Origin of the sequence: Peterkaempfera bronchialis, from assembly GCF_003258605.2 — a bacterium.
In the GTDB taxonomy this organism is placed as follows: domain Bacteria; phylum Actinomycetota; class Actinomycetes; order Streptomycetales; family Streptomycetaceae; genus Peterkaempfera; species Peterkaempfera bronchialis.
Genome location: NZ_CP031264.1, coordinates 5,595,860 through 5,618,081, shown reverse-complemented (window position 1 = coordinate 5,618,081; position 22,222 = coordinate 5,595,860). Strand labels below are relative to the sequence as shown.

Annotated in this window: 7 protein-coding genes; 1 reads left to right on the top strand and 6 read right to left on the bottom strand. The window is 73.5% G+C overall.

What is annotated here, in order from left to right; translation table 11 throughout:
• Nucleotides 1-19: 19 nt before the first annotated feature.
• The 6 genes from C7M71_RS24640 to C7M71_RS24615 all read right to left on the bottom strand — a co-directional run bounded on the left by C7M71_RS24640 (nucleotide 20) and on the right by C7M71_RS24615 (nucleotide 20,455).
• The gene (locus tag C7M71_RS24640) at nucleotides 20-9,142 is read right to left on the bottom strand and encodes a type I polyketide synthase (protein WP_114914543.1); all 9,123 of its coding nucleotides are present in this window, start codon (nucleotides 9,140-9,142) and stop codon (nucleotides 20-22) included.
• A 58-nt stretch (nucleotides 9,143-9,200) separates the two neighbouring features.
• Nucleotides 9,201-15,485, bottom strand: coding sequence for a type I polyketide synthase (locus C7M71_RS24635; protein ID WP_175607742.1), 6,285 nt, complete (start codon nucleotides 15,483-15,485; stop codon nucleotides 9,201-9,203).
• Between the two features lie 57 nt (nucleotides 15,486-15,542).
• On the bottom strand, nucleotides 15,543-17,192 hold the full coding sequence (locus C7M71_RS24630) for an NAD(P)/FAD-dependent oxidoreductase (protein ID WP_111489487.1): 1,650 nt from the start codon (nucleotides 17,190-17,192) through the stop codon (nucleotides 15,543-15,545).
• A 91-nt stretch (nucleotides 17,193-17,283) separates the two neighbouring features.
• Nucleotides 17,284-18,582, bottom strand: a complete 1,299-nt coding sequence (locus tag C7M71_RS24625; RefSeq protein WP_111489488.1) for a cation:proton antiporter domain-containing protein — start codon at nucleotides 18,580-18,582, stop codon at nucleotides 17,284-17,286.
• 42 nt (nucleotides 18,583-18,624) lie between these two features.
• Nucleotides 18,625-19,893, bottom strand: coding sequence for an NAD(P)/FAD-dependent oxidoreductase (locus tag C7M71_RS24620; protein ID WP_111489489.1), 1,269 nt, complete (start codon nucleotides 19,891-19,893; stop codon nucleotides 18,625-18,627).
• Between the two features lie 148 nt (nucleotides 19,894-20,041).
• Nucleotides 20,042-20,455 (bottom strand): nuclear transport factor 2 family protein, encoded by a 414-nt coding sequence (locus tag C7M71_RS24615; protein ID WP_162824350.1) that lies wholly within the window; start codon nucleotides 20,453-20,455, stop codon nucleotides 20,042-20,044.
• Nucleotides 20,456-20,660: 205 nt separating this feature from the next.
• Here C7M71_RS24615 and C7M71_RS24610 point away from each other — a divergent pair, with 205 nt between their 5' ends.
• Nucleotides 20,661-22,208 carry an MFS transporter gene (locus C7M71_RS24610; RefSeq protein WP_111489491.1) on the top strand — a complete coding sequence of 516 codons (1,548 nt, stop codon included), beginning with the start codon at nucleotides 20,661-20,663 and terminating at the stop codon, nucleotides 22,206-22,208.
• Nucleotides 22,209-22,222 lie beyond the last annotated feature (14 nt).

Sequence of the window (22,222 nt, the reverse complement as noted above, 5' to 3'; positions counted from 1 at the left end):
GAATCCACGGTGTCCGACCTCATTTCTCTGCTGCCGCGTCTGCCTGGAGCGCCACGTCCGCCTGCACGGCTTGGACGAGTTCGTCGAACGACATGGCCTCGATCTCGGCGTCCGCCGGGGGCTCTGCGGTCACCGGAGGCTCGGCGTCCGCCGGGGGCTCTGCGGTCGCCGAGGGCTCGGTGGGCCGCACGGGGAGGAGCAGGGCGGCGGCGTACGCCGACAGCTGGGCGACGGTGGGGTGGTCGAGCGCGACCGTGGCGGGCAGTTCGGCGGCCAGGGCGTGGGACAGCCTGGTGCGCAGGTCGATCACCATGATCGAGTCCAGCCCGACGTCGGTGAACCCGAGGTCGTCGTCGATGGCGTCGCGGTTCCCCAGCACATCGCCGGCCGCCTCCCGGACGGCTGTACGGAGCAGGTCGTCGCGGTCCTCCGGAGCGAGCTCGGAGAGCCGGTCGCGCAGCCAGCCGCGCGGCAGCCCGACCGGTGCTGCGGGCTCTGCCGCCGGGCGTGCCGGGCGGTCGGCCACCTGCTCCAGCAGTGCCGCGCGGGGGTGGCCCGCCAGCCGCGCGAGGTAGCGGTCCGGGCTGACGGCCACCGCGACCAGCCGCTCGCGACCTCCGGTGAAGGCCAACCGCAGCAGTTCCTCGGCCTCCTCGTCGGTGAGGGATCGCAGGCCCAGCCCGGCGATGGCGCGCTCGGTCGCGGCGGAGGCGGCCATCCCGCCGGCGGCGTGCGGGGTCCACGGCCCCCAGTCGATGCTGGTGGCCGGGGTGCCGCCGGCCCTGAGCGTACGGGCGAGACCGGCGAGGAAGCCGTTGGCCGCCGCGTAGTTGGCCTGGCCTGCGGAGCCGAGCACGGCGGACGCGGAGGAGAAGAGCAGCAGGGCGTCCAGGGTGCAGCCGTCCAGCGCCGCCGCCAGGTTGACGGCGCCTCGGGCCTTGGCGGCGAAGACCTTGGCGAAGGACTCCGGGACCAGGTGGTCGAAGGCGTGGTCGTCGGTGGCTCCGGCGAGGTGCAGGACGGTGCGCAGCGGCAGGTCCTGCCCGGCTTCGGCCACCGCGCGCCGGCAGTCCTCCGGGTCGGTGACGTCCCCTCGGACCACCCGCACCCGGGTGCCACCGGCGATCAGCCCGTCGATGACGGAGCGGGCCGCTTCGTGGGGGGCGGAGCGTGCCATCAGGGTGATCGAGCGGGCGCCCTGCCGGGCGAGGAAGCCGGCGGTGCTCAGGCCGAGCGCGCCGATCCCTCCGGTGATCAGCACCGCGCCGCCGTGGCCGCCCCCGTTCGCGGGCTGTCCGGCGTCGTCTCCGCAGCGGGTCAGGCGGGCTGCCCGTACCGCGCCGGCGCCGATCTCCAGGCGGGTCTCGGGGATGCCCTCGTCCAGCGAGCGGGTGAGGGTCTCGGCCAGCAGGGCGGGGGCCCAGCCGGGGGCGAGGGTCAGCCGCAGCAGGCGGCGGTCGGGCTGCTCGGCCTCCAGTGAGGCCGCCATGCCCCAGAGCGCCTCGCGGACCGGTGCGGTGGGGTCGCTGCCGGGCTCCCCGCCGGTGCCGAGCACCGCGTAGGGGAGGTCGCGGCCGACCGCGCGCAGGGTGTCCGCCAGGGCGAGCACCGCGGTGAGCGCATCCTCGGCGGTGGCCCCTGCGGCGCTCCCGGTGGCCTCGGCGAACCGGGCGTCGACGACCAGGTCTGCGTCGGCCGCGCCTTCGGGCGCCGCGCCCGAGGCGGTCACCCGGTGGCCGAGTGCCTCGCAGGCGGTACGCACCGCACGGCCGACCTCGGTGGCGCCGCCGAGCAGGGTGATGCGGCGGGCGGTGGGAGGTACGGCCCGGGCGGGCGTCGGCGGCTTCTGCTCGGCCCAGCTGAGGTCGTAGGCGTTGCGGACGCCCTCCCGCAGCGAGCTCTCCAGCAGGGAGCGCGGGGCCCGGCGGAACCGGAAGCCGTCCACGGCGACCGTGGTGGCGCCGCTGCCGTCGAACATATGCAGATCGGCGGAGTCCACCTGGAGGAGGCCGTCGGACCGGCGGTCGTGGCGCACCGCCCGGATGTGCCCCCACAGCTCTCCGGTCGGACGCGGCTCTCCGGTCGGAACGGGCCGGGCGGGCAGCGAGAGCCGGGCGATGGCGAACGGGATCGCCAGCGCCGGTTCCTCCTCCGCCGTGCCGCCGTCGGCGCCGACGGCGAAGGCCACCGCGCTCTGTAGACAGGAGTCCAGCAGTCCCGGGTGGATGCGGTAGTCGGCCGGGTCCTCCTTCGGGTCTGCGGGCTGCACATAGCGGATCAGTGCCTCGTCGCCACGGATCCAGGCGTCGCCGATCCAGCGGAACGAGGGGCCGAGGTGGTAGCCGAGTGCGCGCAGGTGCCGGTAGAAGTCCTCGCCGGACAGGTGCCGGTCCGCCGAGGCGACAAAGGCGCCGGTGTCCGGTGGGGCCGGGTGTTCGGCGGTGCCCGGTGCGGCGATCCGGGCCACCAGGTGCTCCTGCCAGCGGCCGCGCTCGGGGTCGAGCAGGCTCTGCACGCTGACCGTGCGGCCCCCGTGCTCCTGCTCGGCGTCAAGGATCTGCACCTCGTAGCGCTCTCCTTCACGGAGTACCAGGGCGCGCGGGAAGTACAGGTCCTCCAGCACCACATGGCCGCCGTCGGCCCCGAGGGCCGACAGCACGGTGGCCGTCTGGGAGGCGCCGGGCACCGAGACCGTGCCGTAGAGCCGGTGGTCGGTGAGGTGGGCGGGGTATTCGGTGCTGCGTTCGGTGGTCCAGGCCCGGCCGTGCAGGGCGGGCGAGCGCAGCTCGGTGCCCCAGGCGGGCCCGGAGGCGGCTGCGGCTGCTCCTCCGGCGGCGGGGCGCGGTAGGACCGGCGTCCAGTGGCGGGTGCGGGCGAAGGGGTAGCGCGGGGCGTCGCCCCGGGAGGAGGGGTGCGCCTGGTGCAGCTGCCGCCAGTCGAGGTCCTGGCCGCCCAGGTAGAGCGTCTGCGCAGCGGTGAGCAGCGCGACGCGGTCACCGGTGCCCCGGCGCAGGGAGGAGGCGGCGCCGCCGGCCGGGGTGAGGCCCCCGCCGTGCAGCAGATTGACCAGAGTGCGGTCCGGGCCGATCTCCAGGCAGTAGTCGACGGAGAGTTCGGAGAGTCGGCGGGCCCCGTCGTGGAAGCGGACGGGGAGGCGGGCGTGTCGGCACCAGTAGTCGGCGTCGTACTCGCCCGGTCCGGCGAGCCGTCCCGTGACATTGGAAATGACGGGGATCTCCGGGGTGCGGAACTCCAGCGGGGCGAGGGCGGCGGCGAACTCCCCGAGCACCGGTTCCAGCAGCCGCGAGTGGAAGGCGTGCGAGACACTGAGCCGGCGGTTGCGCACCCCCCGTGCCGTGAGGTCGGCGGCGAGGGTGTCGACCTCGCCGGGCGCACCGGAGACCACGACGGACTCGGGCCCGTTGACGGCGGCGATGTCCAGGGCCCGGCCCTCGATCCAGTCGGCGACCCGCTCCTCGGCGGCGACGACGGCGAGCATGGCGCCGCGCTCGGTGCCCTGCATCAGCCGCGCCCGCTCGGCGATCAGTCCGAGGCCGGTCGGCAGGTCCACCACTCCCGCGTGCATGACGGCGGCGATCTCGCCGACGCTGTGGCCCATGACCACGGCCGGGGTGACGCCCCAGGACTCCCAGAGGGCCGCGAGGGCGGTCTCCAGGGCGACCAGGGCGGGCTGGGTGAGCCAGGTCTCGTTGATCGCCGCCTTGTCGGCGCCGTGGTGGATCAGGTCGGCCAGGGAGGCGCCGAGGGAGGGCGCCAGGATGCGGTCGCAGGTGTCGAAGACCTCCCGGAAGACGGGCTCGGTCTCGTACAGCTCGCGCCCCATGCCGAAGTACTGGCTGCCCTGGCCGGAGAAGAGGAAGGCTATGCGCGGGGCACCGGTGACGCCCTGGGACGGCGCGGAGGTGCGCAGCGCGGTGAGCAGCTGCTCGGGTGTCCGTCCCAGGAGTGCGCGGCGGTGGCGGAAGTGGGCGCGGCCGACTGCGGCTGTCGCGGCGAGCGGGGCCAGGTCCTCCTCCACGGCTCCTTCCAGGCGCTGTTCCCAGGCTGCCGCCAGCCGCTCCAGGCCCTCCGGGTCGGGTGCGGACAGCGGGACCAGGTGGGTGGCGGGTGCGGGGTCGGCGGGTGCGGGGTCGGTGGGCGCGGGGGCGGCGTCCGGGGCGTCGGCGAGCACCAGGTGGGCGTTGGTGCCGGTGAATCCGAAGCCGGAGACGCCTGCGACGCGCGGCCTGCCGCCGTACCGCCACGGCGTGGCGGTGTCCACCACCCGGACGTTCATCCCGGCCCAGTCCACATGCGGGTTGGGCTGCTTGAAGTGGAGGTCGGCCGGGAGCAGGTCGTGGCGCAGCGCGAGCACCGTCTTGATGACGGCGGCCATGCCGGCTGCGGACTCGCAGTGGCCGATGTTGCTCTTGACGGAGCCCACGTGGAGCGGTTCGCCCGGTCGCCGCCCGGCGCCGAGCACCCGCCAGGCCGCACCGAGCTCCACCGGGTCGCCGAGGGAGGTACCGGTGCCGTGCGCCTCCAGGTAGGAGACCTCGGACGCCTCGGTACGGGCATCGGCGAGGGCCGCCGCGAGCATGGCCTCCTGCGCACTGCCGCTGGGTGCGGTCAGGCCCGAGGAGGCACCGTCCTGGTTGACCGCGCTGCCACGGATCACCGCGTACACCCGGTCGCCGTCGCGGCGGGCGTCGCTGAGCCGCTTGAGGACCAGGACACCGCAGCCCTCGGACCGGACGAAGCCGTTGGCGTCCGCGGAGAAGGTGCGGCACCGCCCGTCGGGGGAGAGCATGTGGGCCTGGCTGACGGCGACCCAGGACATCGGGTCGAGCAGCACATTGACGCCGCCCGCGAGCACGGCGTCGGTCTCGCCGGAGCGCAGCGAGCGCACCGCGAGGTGCAGGGCGACCAGGGAGGAGGAGCAGGCGGTGTCCACGGCGACGGCGGGGCCGTTGAGACCGAGGGTGTAGGCGATGCGGCCGGCGGCGGCGTTGAGCGCGGTGCCGGTGCTGTAGTAGGCGTCGATGTGCTCGGCGCCGCCCTGCGCGAGCAGTCGCGCGTAGTCCCCGTAGCTGACTCCTACGAAGACACCGGTGGCGGAGTCGCGCAGTGCTCGGGGGTCGATGCCGGCGTCCTCCAGGGCGTGCCAGGTGGACTCCAGCAGCAGCCGCTGCTGGGGGTCGAGGTTCTGGGCCTCGCGTGCGGGGACGGAGAAGAAGGCGGCGTCGAAGCGGTCGATGTCGCGCAGGAAGCCGCCCTGGTCGGTCACGACCCGTCCGCTGAGCGAGGCGGTGTCCCAGCGGTCGGGGGGCACTGCGGTGACGCCGTCGCGGCCTTCGCGCAGCAGCTGCCATAGCTCTTCGACCGAGTCGGCCTGGGGGAACCGGCCGGCCATGCCGATGATGGCGATGGGTTCACGGTCCTCCTGGGGTGGCGGCTGCGCGCTGTGCCTGGTCCTGGTCGCGGGGGCAGACGTGGGGACGGGCGTGGAGGCCGGGGCGGGCGTGGAGGCGGGTGTGGAGGCGGGTGTGGAGGCGGAGCAGGTGAGCAGGTGGTCGGCGAGCTGGGCCACCGTGGGGTGGTCGAAGACGTCGGCGGCCTGGAGGGTGACCTCGAATGCCTCGGACAGCCGCTGCACCAGGTCCACAGCCATGATCGAGTCCAGGCCGAGGTCGAAGAAGCCGACGTCCTCCCGGACGTCGTCCGCGCCGGAGTGGCCGAGCTGGGCCGCGAGCAGCCGGGCGACCTGGTCTCGGGCCGCGCGGGCGCGTACGCGCTCGGGCAGCGCCGCCAGCTGCGCGGCGATCGAGGGCTCACGCTCCGGGGCCTCCGCCGCGCCGCTGCCGGACTCCTCGGCGAAGAGCCCCCGGTGCCGCAGACCGGCCATCACCCGGCGCAGCCTGGGCAGGTCGAGCGGACAGACCACCAGGTGGCCGTCCGCCTCCGGGGCCTGCCCGGTGAGGGCGGTGCGGCCCGCGACCGGGGTCAGGGCGCCGACGCCCAACCGGGCCGAGCGGTCGCGCAGTTCGGCGTCGGCCATGCCGGCCCCGTCCAGCTCCCACGGCCCGTAGGCGATGCTCACGGCGGGCAGCCCGAGGGAGGCGCGGTGGGCGGCGAGCGCGTCCAGGGCTCCGTTGGCGGCCGAGTACGCGGCGCATCCCTCGGTCCCCCAGAGCGCGGAGACCGAGGAGACCAGGACGAAGAAGTCCAGCGGCCAGTCCCGCGCGGCCAGGTGCAGCCACCAGGCTCCGGCCGACTTGGCGCCCAGCGCGTCCGCGAAGTCCTCAACGCCCAGCCGCGCCACCGGTGTCCGCCGCAGGGTGCCCGCCGCGTGGACGACGCCACGCACCGCAGGCATGCCGTCCAGGGCGGTGCAGGCGGCAGCGAGCGCCGCAGGGGTGTCGCAGCCGCCGCCTCGGTAGGCGACGCGTACGCCCTGGGCGTCGAGCCGGTCCAGCAGCGCGGACGCGTCCGGGTCGAGCCGGTCCCGCTCGCGGCGGCCGATCAGCAGCAGGTGGCGGGCGCCTCGCCGGACGAGTTCGGTGACAAGCTCCCGGCCGACGGCCCCGAGGGCGCCGGTGACCAGATAGGTGGCGTCCTGCCGCACGGTCAGCCGGGGGGCGTACCGCTCGACGGCCGTCAGCCGGGCCACCCGTGGCATGCCGCCTCGGACGGCCGCGAGGTCCTCGACCGGCTCGGGGCCGCCGGTGGGCGGCTGTCCGGCCACCAAGGAGAGCAGGGCGCGGACGTCCTCGGCGGTGGGGGTCGGCGGGAGGTCGACGATGCCGCCCCAGGAGGTGCCGAGTTCCAGGCCCAGTACGGGGGCGAGGCCGTGCAGCAGGCCGTGGTCGGTGGCGGCGACGCGGTCGCCCTCCTGGACATGGCGTGCCGCGCGGGTGACCGCGAAGGCCCGGTGGTGCGGGCCGCAGGCGTCCGCGAGGGAGCGTGCCGCCTGGGTCACGGCGGCGCACAGTGCGGCACCGGCGGGGACCGGGTCGCCGCCCGGGTCCGCGTGGTCCGGGAGCGGGGATGCCTTCATGGCCAGCACCAGGGCGGCGGTGCCGGCCGTGTCGCGCCCGGCCCAGAAGCGCCGCCAGGCGTCGGCGTCGGTCGGCAGGGCTTCGTACTGCCAACCGGGCGCCGGTTCCAGGGGGGCGGGGGCCAGCGACGTCCCCCGCAGCCCCTGGGCCGACGCCTCGCTGACGAGCCGCTCCAGCAGCTCCTGGTCGTCACCGGCGAGGATCAGGGAGCCGGTGGGGTCCGGCCGGGTCGGGACGGCGTCCACCCAGTGCAGTCGGTGGGCGGGGACCGGCTCGGCGGGGCGCTCCTCCGGACCGGGCCGCGCTGTGCCCGGCTGCGCTGTGCCCGGCTGCGGTGCGGCTGTCTGCGGTGCGGCTGTCTGCGGTGCGGCGGGCGGCTGCTCGGGGGCGTGGCGCTGCCGCTGCCAGGGGTAGGCCGGCAGGCTGATCACCCGGCGCGGCAGGGACTCCGCCGGGTCCGGGCCGCCGCCCGGCGGCACTGCGGGCGGGGCGTCGCCGGCGGCGAGCGCCCGCAGTGCCTCGGCCGCCGCCCGAGGGTTGTCGGCCGTGATGCGGGCCCGCACCTCGTGACGGGTTCGCCCGGCGGTGGCGGTGTGGGCGAAGGCCGGGTAGTCGGCAGGGTCCAGCCCGGCGGCGCGGTCGGCGTACCGGGCCGCGAGGGCGCGCAGCGCCTCGGGGGTCTTGGCGGTGATCTCGAAGCCGTCGACGGGGACGGTCGGCGCCGCCGCCTCCTCCGGCGCCCCGCCGAGGATCACATGGGCGTTGGTACCGCTCATGCCGAAGGAGCTGACCCCGGCGTAGCGGCCGCTGCTCGCAGACCAGTCCGACAGCTCGTTCGGCACGGTGATGCCGGTCCCGGAGAGGTCGATCCGGGGATTGAGGGTGCGGAAGTGGAGCACCGGCGGCACCTTGCGGTGGCGCAGGCACAGCACCGCCTTGGCCAGTCCGGCGATGCCCGCCGCGGACTCCAGGTGGCCGAGGTTGGTCTTCACCGCGCCGACCGGCAGCGGGGCGCCGCCGTTGCGGCGGCCGAGGGCGGTCGCCAGCGCCTCCATCTCGATGGGGTCGCCGAGCGCGGTGCCGGTGCCGTGGGACTCCACATGGCCGATGTCGGCCGGTTCCAGCTGCGCCTCGGCCAGCGCCCGCTCGATCAGCGCGACCTGCGCGAGGACGTTCGGGGCGGTGAACCCGCCGGACCGGCCGTCCTGGTTGACGGCGGTGCCATGGATCACGGCGTGTACGCGGTCGCCGTCCCGCAGGGCGTGGTCCAGCCGCTTGAGGACGACGGCGCCGCTGCCCTCGCCCCGGGTGAAGCCGTTGGCGCGGGCGTCGAACGCCTTGCACAGGCCGTCCGGGGCCAGCGAGCGGGTCTCCCGGACCAGCCGCATCGAGCGGGGCGACATGATGAGGTTGGCGCCCGCGGCGAACGCGATGTCGCACTCGCCGCGCCGCAGCGCCTGCACCGCCAGGTGGACGGCGACCAGCGAGGAGGAGCAGGCGGTGTCGATCGCGACGGCGGGGCCGGTCAGGCCGAGGGCGTAGGCGATGCGGCCGGCCGCGAAGTTGTGTCCGTTGCCGGTCGTCCAGTAGGCGTCCGGGTCGCCCGCCAGCCACTCCCGGTAGTCCTGCCACATGATGCCGAGGTAGAGGCCCGCCCGGGTGCCGGGGAGCCGGTCGGCGGGCAGACCGGCGTCCTCCAGCGCCTCCCAGCTGACCTCCAGCAGCAGCCGGTGCTGGGGGTCGAGGTGGCGGGCCTCGCGGGGGCTGATGCCGAAGAAGCCGGCGTCGAACTCCAGCACCTCGTCCAGGAAGCCGCCGCGCTGCGGCAGGCCCTCCCACTCGGCGGCGAAGGGCTCCTTGCGGTGCTCGGGCATCGGCCGGACCAGGTCGCGGCCGGCCGTCAGGGCCTCCCAGTAGCCGTCCAGGTCGTCGATGCCACCGGGCAGCCGCAGGCCGATGCCGACGACGGCGACGGGTTGGTTGCCCTCCTGCTCGTCGAGCCGCTGCCGCAGGGTGCGGATGGTCGCAAGCGCACGCGTGAGCGGGGTCTGCCGGGTGCCGTCGGAGGTACTGGTCTCTTCCATGGACGCGGTTTCCTCGCGGTCGGATCGTACGGGTCGTCGGTCGGGGCGGCCGGGCAGGTCAGCCGCCCTGCTCGGCGGTGGGCAGCTGCCCGCACAGGGCGCCGGACAGCGCCCTGGCGTTGCCGTAGGCCCACAGCAGGGTCGGCGAGAGCCGGATGCCGAACGCGGACTCCAGGCGGTTGCGCAGCTCCAGGCTCATCAGGGAGTCCAGCCCGAGCGCCTTGAAAGGCGTCTCGCGCTCGACGCGCTCGGGGGCGAGCCGCAGGACGCGGCCCGCGAGTTCGCGCACTTTCTGCTCGGCCAGTTCCGCCCGGTCCTCCGGCGGGGTGCGCAGCAGGCGGGCCAGGAACTCGCCGCCGGACGCGCCCCCGGCGTCGCCGTCGCGCGCGGCTCCGTGCAGCAGTTGCCAGCTGCCGAGGGCGGCGGTGTCGGGATAGGCGTCGAACCACCGGCGGAGATCGATCGGTACATACCCGGTCACCGGCTCGTCGCGGCCCAGCATCCGGACCAGCGCCGGCCACGCCTCGTGCGCCGGGAAGCTGCCCATGCCCCGCTCCTCCAGGCGGGCGCCGCGCTGCTCCCCCCGGACGGCCAGGCCGATCTCCGCGAACGGCCCCCACTGCACGCTGAGCGCGGGCAGTCCACGGCGGCGGCGTGCCTCGGCGAAGGCGTCCAGGGCGGCGTTGGCGGCGGCGTAGGCGGCCTGGCCCGCATTGCCCACCAGGGCGGCGGCGGAAGAGAACAGGACGAAGAAGTCCAACGGATCGTCAGCGGTGGCGGCGTCCAGGTGGCGGGCACCACCGATCTTGGGCGCCAGCACGGCCGCCACCTGCTGCGGCGTCATGGTGCGGATGGTGGCGTCATCGAGCAGGCCGGCGGCGTGCACCACCCCGCGCAGCGGCGGCACCCGGTCGCGTACCGCGTCCAGTGCTCGCCGCACCGCGTCCGCGTCGCCGACGTCGCACCGCACCACCTCGACCCGGACATCCTGTCCGCGCAGCGCCGCCAGCCGCTCGGCCGCCTCCGGGCTCGGCGCCGAGCGCCCCATCAGCACCAGGGTGCCCGCGCCGTGCTCGGCGAGGAAACCGGCCAGCGAGAGGCCGAGAGCGCCCAGGCCACCGGTGATCAGATAGCTCGCGTCGGCGCGGAACCGCCCGTCCGGCATCGGCACCGGAACCACGGCCTGGACGGTGGACGGACCGACCAGCACGACCTGTTCGACCCGGTCGCCGCCGGCCGCCTCCCGCAGCGCGTCCGCCGCCTCGGCGAAGGTGTGCGGGCGGATCGGCAGCGGATCCAGCTTGCCGTCGGCCACCAGGTCCCAGGCCGCGTCCAGGACCCGGGCGAAGCGGTGCGGTCGGCGGTCCAGGAGGCCCGGTACATCCACCGGGATCAGGGCGGCGCCCTTGCGGAGGGCGTCGGTCACGGCGTGGCCGCCCCGGAAGCCGCCGCTGCCGAGCACGACCAGCCGCCCGTCCTCGGCGAGCGCCTCCAGGCCGGTGGTGGCGGCGTCGGCCGGAAACCCGAGGACGAGGTCGACGCCCCGGTCGGCCGTGGCCCTCCGCACCCGGTCGGCCGAGGACGGGTCGCGGGAGTCGAAGATCTCGTCGACGCCCAACCCGCCGAGGTGACCGCGCGCGACGTCGCCGTCGGCGGTGGCGAGGACCCGGGCGCCCAGCACCCGGGCGATCTGCGCCGCGGCGAGGCCGACCACCCCGGCCCCGAGCACCAGGACCGTCTCGCCCGCCTCCAGCCGTCCGAGGTCGGCCAGTGCGTACCAGGCGGTGGCCAGGGCCAGCGGCAGTACGGCGGCCTCGGCGTCCCCGAGTCCCTCCGGTACGGCCCGGGCATGGTCCACCCGGACCGTGACATGGCTGGCCGGGGCGCCCGGCGCGCAGGCCGCGACGCTGTCGCCGAGCGAGAAGGCGGTGACCTCCGGGCCCACGGCGACGACCCGGCCGGCGAAGGACCCCGCTGTCGGCGCCGCACCGGCGAGCACCGCCGGCGTCTGGTCGCGGTCGACGGCGGCAGCGGTGACCTCCACCTCGATCTCACCGGGGCCCGGCGCGCGGCGGACCAGCGGCAGCCAGGCCACTCCGTCCCAGGAACCGGGGCGGATGGTGCCGACCCGGAAGGGCTGCCGACGGGCACGCAGCGGGGGCAGCCCGGCGGCCTGCTCGGCGGCGGGTTCGCCACGGCTGAGCCGCGCTGCCAGCCGGTGGCCGTGCCGCAGGGCGACCTGGTCCTCGGTGTCGTCGCCGAGGAGTTCGGCGGCGCATGCCTGCGCGCGGTCCGGGTCCGCCGGGTCGAGGTCGATCACCCGGGGCGCCAACTCGGCGTGCTCGCGGCGCAGCACCCGGGAGTAGCCCCAGTAGAGCGCCGCCCCCGGGTCCGGGACGTCATCGGCGCGAGCCGCCTGCGCGGCCTCGGTGACCACGGCCAGGCGGGGCGGCACGGAGCTGTCGGCGCAGGAGCCCACCAGGTCGGTGAGCCGGCTGAGACCGTACTGCTGCTGCTCGGGCCCGGCCTCGGCGGGCGGTGCCACGAAGACCACGCCGTCGGGCACCCCGACGGCTTGGGAGCCCGTGGCGGAGCGGGACGCGTCGGCCCCCGCCGCCGCCAGCGCCCGGACGAGGTCGTCGCAGAACGCGCCGTCGCCGTGGACCACCCAGCGGCCGGGCGCGCGGGCCGCCGGGGCGGCGGCGGTGCCGGGAGAGTCGGAGGTGCCGGGAGACGTGGCGGCGGTGGGAGCGTCGGAGGCGGCGGGAGACTCCGGGTCGGCGGTGACATCGCTCCACTCGATGCGGTGCAGCCGCTGGGCGTCGGAGGTCGCGGCGCCGTCCGCACCGGGCAGCGGTCGAAGTTCCAGGCCCTCCATGGCCACCAGCGGGCGGCGGGCGGCGTCGAAGACATACACGTCCAGCAGTCCCTCGCCGCGGCGCACGGCATGCGACCAGACGGCGGTGATGGGCTCCTCCGGGTCGCCGAGCAGCTCGATCCGGCGGACGGCGGTGGGCATCAGCGCGGCGCCGGCCGCGTACTCCCCGCAGAGCGCGAGGCAGACCTGGAGGGTGCCGTCCCAGAGCGCGGGATGGAGGACATGCGGGCGGTTGCCGGCCCGCAGCCGGTCCGGCAGGACCACCTCGCCCAGCGCCCGGTCGCCCGCCGGATGGGTGTACAGCTCCCGCACGCCCTGGAAGGCGGGGCCGTACTCCAGCCCCCGCTCGGCCCAGACGCGGTAGAACTCCCCGGTGCCGACGGGGTCTTCGGACGCCGCCCAGTCGGGGAACTCCGGCGGCGGGTACGGCAGGTCGCGGTGGTCGGCGCGCGCGGTGGCGTTCAGCTCCCAGGCGGTCGCGCCCTCGGGCAGCGACAGCAGCCGGAAGGAGCCGCCCTCGGGAAGGTCCGCGCACCACTCGGCGGTGAGCCGGACGGCGCTGTCGCCGAGCGCGACCTCCTTTCGGAAGGCGACCTTCTCCAACCGCCGTGGACCAGTGCCGATGCGCGTCCGGACGGTGTTCACCGCCAGGGTGAGCATGCCGGCGCCGGGCAGCACAGCGGTTCCGTACACCTGGTGGTCGGCGAGCCACGGCAGGTCCGCGACGGACAGCTCCAGGGCGCCGTGCCAGGTGCCGGGCTCGTCGGGGGCGGGGACGAGGGGTGTCTCGAAGCCACGGGCCGCACCGGAGCCACGGGGGCGCTCGGCGGTCCAGTACCGGTCAGGCCGCAGCGGGTGACCGGGGAGCGGCAGCAAGGCGCGGCGGGGCAGGCCGCCGAAGGGCTCCAGGCCGGCGGCGTAGCCTCGGGCGAGCGCCAGCGCCATCTGCCCGGGGCTGCCCTGGTTGCGGCGCAGGGTGGTGAGGACGACGGCCGGTTCGGCCCGCCCGGCCACCAGCTGGTCCATGGCGGGGGCCAGTACCGGATGCGGGCTGATCTCCACCACGTGGGTGACGCCGCCGTCGAGGAGGGCGCCCATGGTGTCGGCGAACAGCACCGGGCTGCGCAGGTTCTCCACCCAGTAGGCGGCGTCCATCTCCGGGCCGGCCAGCGGCCGGACCCGGACCGTCGACATCAGGTCGATGGTGCCGGCGCGCGGCCGGGCGGGGGCGAGTGCCTCCAGCAGGTCGTCGTGGAGCGGGTCCATCTGCGGGCTGTGCGACGCGTAGTCGACATTGACCAGTCGGCAGTAGGTGCCCTCGGCCTCCAGCAGCTCCCTGAGCATCAGCACGGCGTCCTTCTCGCCGGAGAGCACGCAGGAGCTGGGCCCGTTGTGCACCGCCAGCGAGACGCTGTCCTCGAACCCCTCCAGCGCGGCCAGCGCGGCCTCGCGGTCCAGGTCCACCGCGAGCATCCGGCCGTGGCCGGAGGTGCGCCGGGCGATGGCGCTGCGGCGGGCCATGACCAGGGCGGCGTCCTCGTAGGAGAGGATCCCGGCGAGGGTGGCCGCGGTGATCTCACCCTGGCTGTGGCCGAGGACCACGTCGGGTTCGACCCCGGAGGCACGCCACAGCTCGGCGAGTCCGAGGGACATCGCCCAGAGGGTCGGCTGGAGCATGTCGATGCGGGTGGTCCACTCGTCGCCGGCGTCACCGGAGAAGATGTCGAGCAGGTTCCACTCGGTGTGCGGGCGCAGCGCCTCGGCGCAGCGGGCGATCACCTCGGCGAAGAGCGGGCTGTCCCGGTACAGCTCTCGGCCCATGCCGCTCCACTGCGAACCCTGGCCGGGGAAGACGAACGCGGTACGGCCGCGCGGCACGGCCTGGCCGGTGACCACGCCGGGCACCTCGGGCTGCGCCTCGGGATGCCCGGCTACCGCCTCCAGCGCGGTGCGCAGCTCCTCGGGGCCTCCGGCGACCAGTGCGGCGCGGGCCGGAAAGTGGTCGCGGCGCCAGGCGAGGGTGCCGGCGAACGCGGCGACGCCGGACGCCTCCGCCGGAGCCAGCGGGGCGAGCTGCCGGGCATGCTCGGCGAGCAGGGTGCGGTCCTTGGCGGAGAGCGGCACCAGCGTGGGCAGCCCGGTCGGGGCGGACGCCGACGGCTCCTCGGTGGCCTGCTCGGGCGGGCTCATCAGGACCACATGGGCGTTGGTGCCGCCCCAGCCGAAGGAGTTGACGCCGACGTAGACGGGGCCGGTCGCGGGCAGCGGGAGGGGGTCGCGCGCCACCCGTACGTTGAGTTCGTCGAACGGGATGGCCGGGTTGAGCTCGGCCGAGTGCAGGCTCGGCGGGACGGTGCGGTGGCGCAGCGCGAGCAGCAGCTTGAACAGCCCGGCCATGCCGGCGCCGGCTTCCAGATGGCCGATGTTGGTCTTCACCGAGCCGATGTACAGGGGGCTGTCCGCCGGGCGGCGGCCGCCCAGGACCCGGGCCAGGGCGGTGGCCTCGATCGGGTCGCCGCGTCCGGTGCCGGTGCCGTGCGCCTCGATGTAGGCGGGTGCCCCGTACGGCACCGTGCCGTCGGTGTAGGCCCGGCGCAGCAGGTCCTCCTGGCCGTCCGGGCTGGGGGTGACCAGGCTGTCGCCGCCGCCGTCGTTGTTGACCACGGTGCGGACGACGACGCCGTGGATGCGGTCGCCGTCCGCCAGGGCCCGCTGCATGGTCTTCAGGTACAGCGCGGCGACCCCCTCGCCTCGGACGAAGCCGTCGGCGGTCGCGGAGAACGCCTTGCAGCGGCCTTCCGGGGAGAGCCCTCCGAAGTGGGTCAGACCGATGGTGACATGCGGGTTGAGCATGAGGTTGGTGCCGCCGACGACGGCGGCCTCGATCTCGCCCTGGCGCAGTGCCTGGGCGGCCAGGTGGAGGGCGACCAGCGAGGAGGAGCAGCCGGTCTCCACGGCCATGCTGGGGCCGCGCAGTCCGAGGACGTACGAGAGCCGGGCCGCGATCACATCCAGGGCGTTGCCGACCAGGCTGTGCGGTGTGGGTTGCGCCGAGCGTTCGATGCGCAGCAGCTCATAGTCGTGCCAGGAGGCGCCGACATAGACACCGGTGCGGGTTCCGGCCAGGGCGGCGGCGGGCTGCCCGGCGTCCTCCAGGGCCCGCCAGCCGACCTCCAGCAGAAGGCGCTGCTGGGGGTCGATGGCGGCGGCCTCCCGGGGGGAGATGCCGAAGAAGCCGGCGTCGAAAAGGTCCACGCCGTCGATGAAGCCGCCGACGCCCTGGATCTGCTTCTCCGGGTCGATCTGCCGGGAGGTGTCCCAGCGGTCGGCGGGCACGGGGCGGATCGCGTCCCCGCGCTCCATCATCAGCGTCCAGAGGCTGTCGGCGTCCGGAGCGCCGGGGAATCGGCCGGCCATGCCGACGATGGCGATCAGGTCCGCAGGGTCGTGCGTATGGGCGTCCATTCGCTGCCTTCTCGTCTCGAATCCATCGTCGTATGACCCGGCACTCGGATTGCGAAATCAGCCCCGCAACCGCGTGCGCAACAGCCCCTTGCTGGCGTTGATCATGCGCTGGCCCACCTCCGGCGGAGCGCCTCGTCGGCACCAGACGGCATTCTTCGCCATCTTTCCCGGGCTCATGTCGAAGCATCGGGTGCCACGGTCGCCGAGGTGGAACGAGGGGGTGATGAAATCGGCGTCCTTGATGTGCTGAAGAATGCGTTCCGCAGCCGTGGCCGGGGTGACGGAGCCCTCGTCCACGGACCTGCACAGATCGCGGGTGAGCAGGCCCATCTCATTGAATCCGGAACTGACCGGGAGCGGTGATCCGGGGTGCGCGCTCTGCTCCATGTCGATGAAGACGTCCTCCCGGCCGGTGCGCTGGAACCGGTAGTAGGCGTCCTCCAGCATCACATTGCCGAGCATGGTGCCGAGCATCCAGGTGCGATTGACGGCATTCCACAACTCGTAGTCGCGGAAGCCGACAAAGGAGCTGTGGACGAGGTCGTCATGGAAGTCGAAGAGGCCCTGCTGAAGGTCCTCCACATAGCCGAAGCGCTCCTGCGACCAGCCGCCGTCTCGGGAGGCGGCGATCAGCCGCCAGCCCAGGGCGTTGACCAGTTCCAGGGTGTTGGTCAGACCGCGCGAGTACAGGGCGTCGATGAACCCGGCGGCGTGCGAGGTGAGGCAGAAGCGCTCGCCGACGACCTGCTTGGCCGAATACTGCAACCGGCCGGTGGAGACCCAGGGCCGCACCGCCTTGGCTCCCTCGAACTGCCAGGCGATCTCCGGGAAGCGCTGGAGGAAGTCGTCGAACTCCTGCTGCGGGCCGAGCTCCCCCTTGGGGAAGACCCTCGGATCGAGGGTGAGGCCCACGCTGCACAGCGGGTTGAGCGAGTCCGGGTGGTTGTCGAAGGGGATCACCCAGAGCCAGCCGCCGTCGAAGACATGGTGCAGCGTGCCGTGGTGCCACGGGTTGGGCTGTGTGTGGCGTTTCCCGGTCGGCGAATCGTCGAACGGCCGGACGCCCACCATGTGGGTGAAGAGGCTGCGTGAGTGCGTCCTGGCCCGGGTCGGGGTCTCCCGCAGCCCGAACTTCTCCGCGAGCGGCGAGCGGAAGCCGCTGCCGTCGACGACATAGTTGGCCCGGAACTCCTCGCCGTTCTCGGCGCGGAGCACAGCGCCGCTGGCGGGGTCGATCTCGATGTCCGCGATTTTGGTCGCCAGCCGTGGGTGGGCGCCGTATTTCACCGCGACATGGAACAGATAGGCGTCGATGTCCTGCCGGAAGAGGTGGGTCTCGGTCCGCAGGGCCGAGGGGACGACCAGCTGGTTGACCTCCTGCGGTCGCTGGGACTGGCCCTCCCGGTGGTAGACGAAGCCGAAGTTCTGCTTCTGTCCGCAGTTCCGCGAGACATGCTGCCGGATCCCCTTGAAGCTGGAGAGCGGCTTGAGTTCGGGCACCTGGTAGCGGTCGGCGATAAGCCGGGTCATGCCCGAGGTGTACGGAATGGTCGACTCGCCGACGGCGAACCGGGGATGGGTTCCGGCGTCCAGCAGCAGGACCCGGACACCGTTCCTGGCGAGTACCGCGCCCAGCATGCCGCCGGCCATTCCGGCGCCGAGTATGGCCACGTCGTACTGGTTGCTGCGCTGCTGGGAGAACGTCATCTGCGGCAACTCCCTCACTTTCCTTCCGTGCTTTCCAGTGGTGCGGGGGCTTTCCAGTGGTGCGGGTTCGTTCCGACGTCCGGGAATCCCCTCACCGGCCCCTCTCCCCGGCAGGGATGCTCTCCTGCGCGGACCGGGCCGCAGCGGACTCCGAGTCCGGGATGCCGATTCGGGTGCTGCGCGGCACCTCCACCGGCCGGCGGTAGATGCGGGACAGCAGCGGCCCGGTCATCACCGTGGTCACCACGGCCATGACGACCATCAGCGAGTACAGCGAGCCGTCCAGCAGGCCGAGTTGCAGCCCGACCCCGAGGATCACCAGCTCGGTCAGCCCCCGGGTGTTCATCAGCGCGGCGAGTGCCGAGGCGGGCCGGGGCGGGAGCCCGTGGCTGCGGGCCCCCAGGTAGGTGCCGCCGAACTTGCCCGCGACGGCGACCAGCAGGATGAGGCCGAGGTCGAGGAGGTCACCGGAACCGAGCCCGCCCAGGTCGACCTTGAGGCCCGCCACCACGAAGTAGGCCGGCAGCAGCAGGGAGGTGACCTGACCGGTGCGGTCCCGGATGTCCGCCAGCAGGGCCTCGGCCCCCTTGCGGGGCATGATCACCCCGAACAGGAACGCCCCGAAGATGAAGTGCATCCCCATCGCCTCGGTGGCCGCCGCAGAGAGCAGTGCGCCGATCAGCACGACGGCGAAGTTCCACGGGGCGAACGGCGCGGCGGTACCGCCGGGCACCAGCAGGCGGTGCAGCGCGGGCCGCACGGCCAGCACCATCACCACCAGGTAGGGCACGGTGAGCGCCACCCGCCAGTGCTGCTCGCCGCCGCCCACGGCGGCCTGCACGCCGGCCAGGGCCACCCAGGCCACCACGTCCACGGCCGCCGCGGTGGCGAGCGCGACGCCGCCGAGCGCCGTCCGGCCCAGCCCTCGGTCGGTGAGGATGCGAGCCAGTACCGGAAAGGCCGTCACCGACACCGAGAGTCCGATGAAGACCACGAATGCCGCGTTGTTCCTGGTCTCGTGGGTGCGGAGCAGGTAGAAGGCGGTGCCGACCCCCAGCGCGAAGGGGATCAGCGTCGAGCCGAGGGCCGCGCCCGAGACGGCCCGTCCCCGGCCCCGGAGGATGCTGCCCTCCAACTCCAGGCCCACGCCGAACATGAACAGGGCGACCCCGATGTTGGCCAGTCCCGAGAGCAGCGGACGGATGTCCGCCGGGAACAGCGTGTCGGAGACCGCCCCGTTCAGCAGGCTGGGGCCCAGCAGCACACCCGCGAGGATCTCGCCCACCACGGGCGGCTGCTGGAGACGGGCCGTCAGGTGTCCCAGCCATCTGGCCAGGAGCAGGATCAACGCGACATCGACGAAGAGCAACTGCACCTGATGGCTGGTCATGTCCCGTGCGCCTCATTCACCTTCTCGTGGGGGCCGTCGCCGTCATGCCTGCGCGGGGACGGCCGCGTCGGCGATGAGGTCGTCGAGGTGCAGGTTGAGCATCGGGTGCTTTCCGCTCAGCCCCGAGATCAGCTGCACAAAGTCCCCGGAGGGCTCGCGCTCGTGCTCGGGGTCGACCATCTCCTGCGCGAGGCTGTAGTAGAACTCCTTGTACTTGGTGCGGTCGTAGAACCGCTCGACAAAGGAGCGGATCTCGTCGAAGAACCCTCGGTACGCGGTCGCGTAGCGCGTGAGGGCCTCCTGCTCGATCCCCGGGTGCGCCATGACCTGGTCGATGATCTTCGACAGCACGCTGCCCGCCAGGGTGGCCAGCGCCACGCCGGTGGAGAAGAGCGGGTCGACGAAGGCGGCCGAGTCGCCCACGCACACCCAGCCGTCGCCGTGGAAGCGCTCGCTGGTGTACGACCAGTCGCGGGCGGTCCGCCAGCCGGCCGCCTGGTTGGCGCCGGCCAGCATCTTCTTGAGCTTGGTGGACCGCTCCACCTCTGAGGCGAACAGCTCCTGGAGCGACTCGCCGTCCTTGCCGACGTGCGAGGAGCGGGTCACATAGCCGACGCTGATGGTGCCCTTGTCGATCGGGATCGCCCAGAACCAGCCGTTGTCGAGACCCTCGATGAGGATGTTGGTGTACTCATCGCCGTCGAGCCGTTCGCAGTTGTCGAAGTACGTCCAGACCGCGACGTTCCGCAGCTCCTCGTGCCAGGTGACCTCGGAGTAGCGGCGGCTGAGCAGCCGCGACTGGCCGGAGGCGTCCACCACCAGCTTGGCGCGGGCCTCATAGGAGCCGTCGACGCCGCGCAGCGTGTAGCGGACGCCGGTGACGCGGCCGTTCTCCTCGATGGGCTCCTTGACCGTCGCGTCCTCGATGATGTACGCGCCGAGTTCCCGCGCACGGTCGAGGATCATCGAGTCCATGTCGGCACGGCGGGTGTGGTACGCGTACTCGTACGCGCCGCCCTCGATGAAGGAGAAGTTCCAGGGCACCTGCTTGTTGCCCCAGACGAGTGTGCCGCCGTACTTGCGCTCGAACCCTCGGGCGTCCATGCGCTCGGTGATCCCCAATTCCTCCATGGGGCGCATGAACGCGGGGATCAGCGACTCGCCGACGTGGTAGCGGGGGAACCGCTCCTTGTCGAGCACCAGCACCTGGTGACCACGCTTGGCGAGGAGCCCGGCGGTGGTCGCCCCGGCCGGTCCGCCGCCGATGACGATGACATCGAATTCTTCAGGTACCCCGAAGAGAGTGGGCATGCGTAGACCTTCCCCTTGTCGGATGGGGCCGCGCACCGCGCCTCGCGGCGCGCGGTTCGACATCCCTGCGGTGCGCTTCGAACAGTCTCCGGGAGTGTTGTGGAGACCTTCTGCATGGCTTCTGGAGACGGACTCCGGGGTCTGGTGCCTAGCCGGCGGCCGCGGTCCGGGACTCGAAGGCGGCGACGATGCCGTCGGTGTCCGAGATGCCCTCGCCCTTGACGACCCTGCCGCCGCGCAGCGTCCAGAAGTGCACAAAGCGCACATTGAACTCGCCGCCGCCGTCCTTGAACCGCCCGTACCAGAACCCGATGACGGCCGCCCACTCACCGGCGGTGCGCACCTCGTCGACGTCGAACCGGGTCTCCTCCAGGTAGTCGAGGGCCCCGGCGAAGTAGGCCGTGGCGCCCTGGAGTCCGGTGTAGTGCCCGGTGGACCAGGGCAGCGACTCGGGCGTGACGATCTCGGCCTCGGGGTCGAACTCCGCGAGGACCGCCTTGATGTCCGCCCGCGCCAGCCCGTCGTAGAGCCGCTCCATCACCGCGGCAGTCTGCTCCGACATCTGTCTTCCTCCCAGGAGATCGATGGGGCGCCGCAGCGAGGCGCGGCACCGGTGCCGAGTCTGGGGCGGCCCGGCGCCGGGCGTCATCTCCCGGGTTGCTCAAAGGATCGGGCTCGGAGCCCTCCTGAAGGTGATTGACTATAGCGAGACTCTAGTGTGAGACTCGATAAACATCGCGCTCCGCACGCGGACAGGAGAACCCCCTGTGACGTCCCACCAGCTCACTGCTCAGCGGCCTCCGGGAGTCGCCCGCCGGGTCGGGCGACCCGGGATCGCACTCGCCGTCATCGTGGCCTGCCAGCTGATGGTGGTGCTCGACTCCACCATCGTGAACATCGCCAACCCGCACATCCAGACGGCTCTCGGCTTCTCGACCTCGGGCCTGTCCTGGGTGGTCAACGCCTACGCCCTCACCTTCGGCGGGCTGCTGCTGCTCGGCGGCCGGGCCGGTGACGTGCTGGGCCGCCGGCGGGTCTTCGTCACCGGCATCCTGCTCTTCACCGTCGCCTCGCTCGCCGCAGGGCTCGCCCAGGAGCCCTGGCAGCTGCTGACCGCCCGCGCACTCCAGGGCATCGGCGGGGCCATCGCCTCGCCGACCGCGCTGGCGCTGATCACCACGACCTTCCCGGAGGGCCCCCAGCGCACCCGGGCGCTCGGCATCTACGCGGCGGTGTCGGGTGGCGGAGGGGCGATCGGCCTGCTGGCCGGCGGCATGCTCACCCAGTGGCTCAACTGGCGCTGGGTGTTCTTCATCAACCTGCCGATCGGCCTGGCCATCGCACTGCTGGCACCGCTCTACCTGGACGAGTCGGCCCGGCAGCCCAGCCGCTTCGACATCCCCGGGGCGCTGACCTCGACGCTCGGCATGGCGTCCCTGGTCTACGGCTTCATCCGGGCCTCCGAGGAGGGCTGGGGGGACGGCGGCACCGTCGGCGCGTTCACCGCGGCGGTGGTGCTGCTCACCGCCTTTGTCGTGGTGGAGCGGCGGGCACCGGAGCCGATCACGCCGCTGACGCTCTTCGCCGACCGCAACCGGTCGGGCAGCTATGTCATCATGCTGGGCCTGGGCGCCTCACTGCTGGGCATGTTCTTCTTCCTCGTCCTGTATGTGCAGAACGTGCTGGGCTACAGCGCCATCCGGTCCGGCTTCGGGTTCCTCCCGGTCACCGTGACGATCCTGCTCGCGGCCGGCCTGGCGCAGTCCCTGCTCCCCCGCTTCGGCCCCAAGCCGTTCCTGATCGCCGGCACCGCGATCACCACGGGCGCGATGGTGTGGTTCACGCGGATCCAACCGGACAGCGGCTATGTGAGCGCCGTGATGGGGCCGATGATGCTCTTCGGCCTGGGGCTGGGGCTGACCTTCGTCACGCTGACCCTCACCGCCGTGTCGGGCATCGCCGAGAAGCAGGTCGGCGCCGCGTCCGGGCTGCTCAACGCCACCCAGCAGGTCGGCGGTGCGCTGGGCCTGTCCATCCTGGTGACCGTCTTCGGCACGGCGAGCCGGCACGAGGCCCGGCACCAACTGCCCTCCTTCATGGCCGACGCCAGCCCGGAGCAGCATGCCGAGTTCGCCAGGACCCATCTGCTCCCCGCACCGTGGGGGGACACCGTGCTGACCCACGGCGTCTCGACGGCGTACCTCGCGGGTACCGCCATCATCCTGGTGGCTCTGCTGACGGCCGTCTTCGTCGTCAAGGTGCGCAGGAGTGACCTGGCCGCGCTGAGCGGCAGCGGCGGTACTCCCCCGCACTGACCGGACCACCGGAA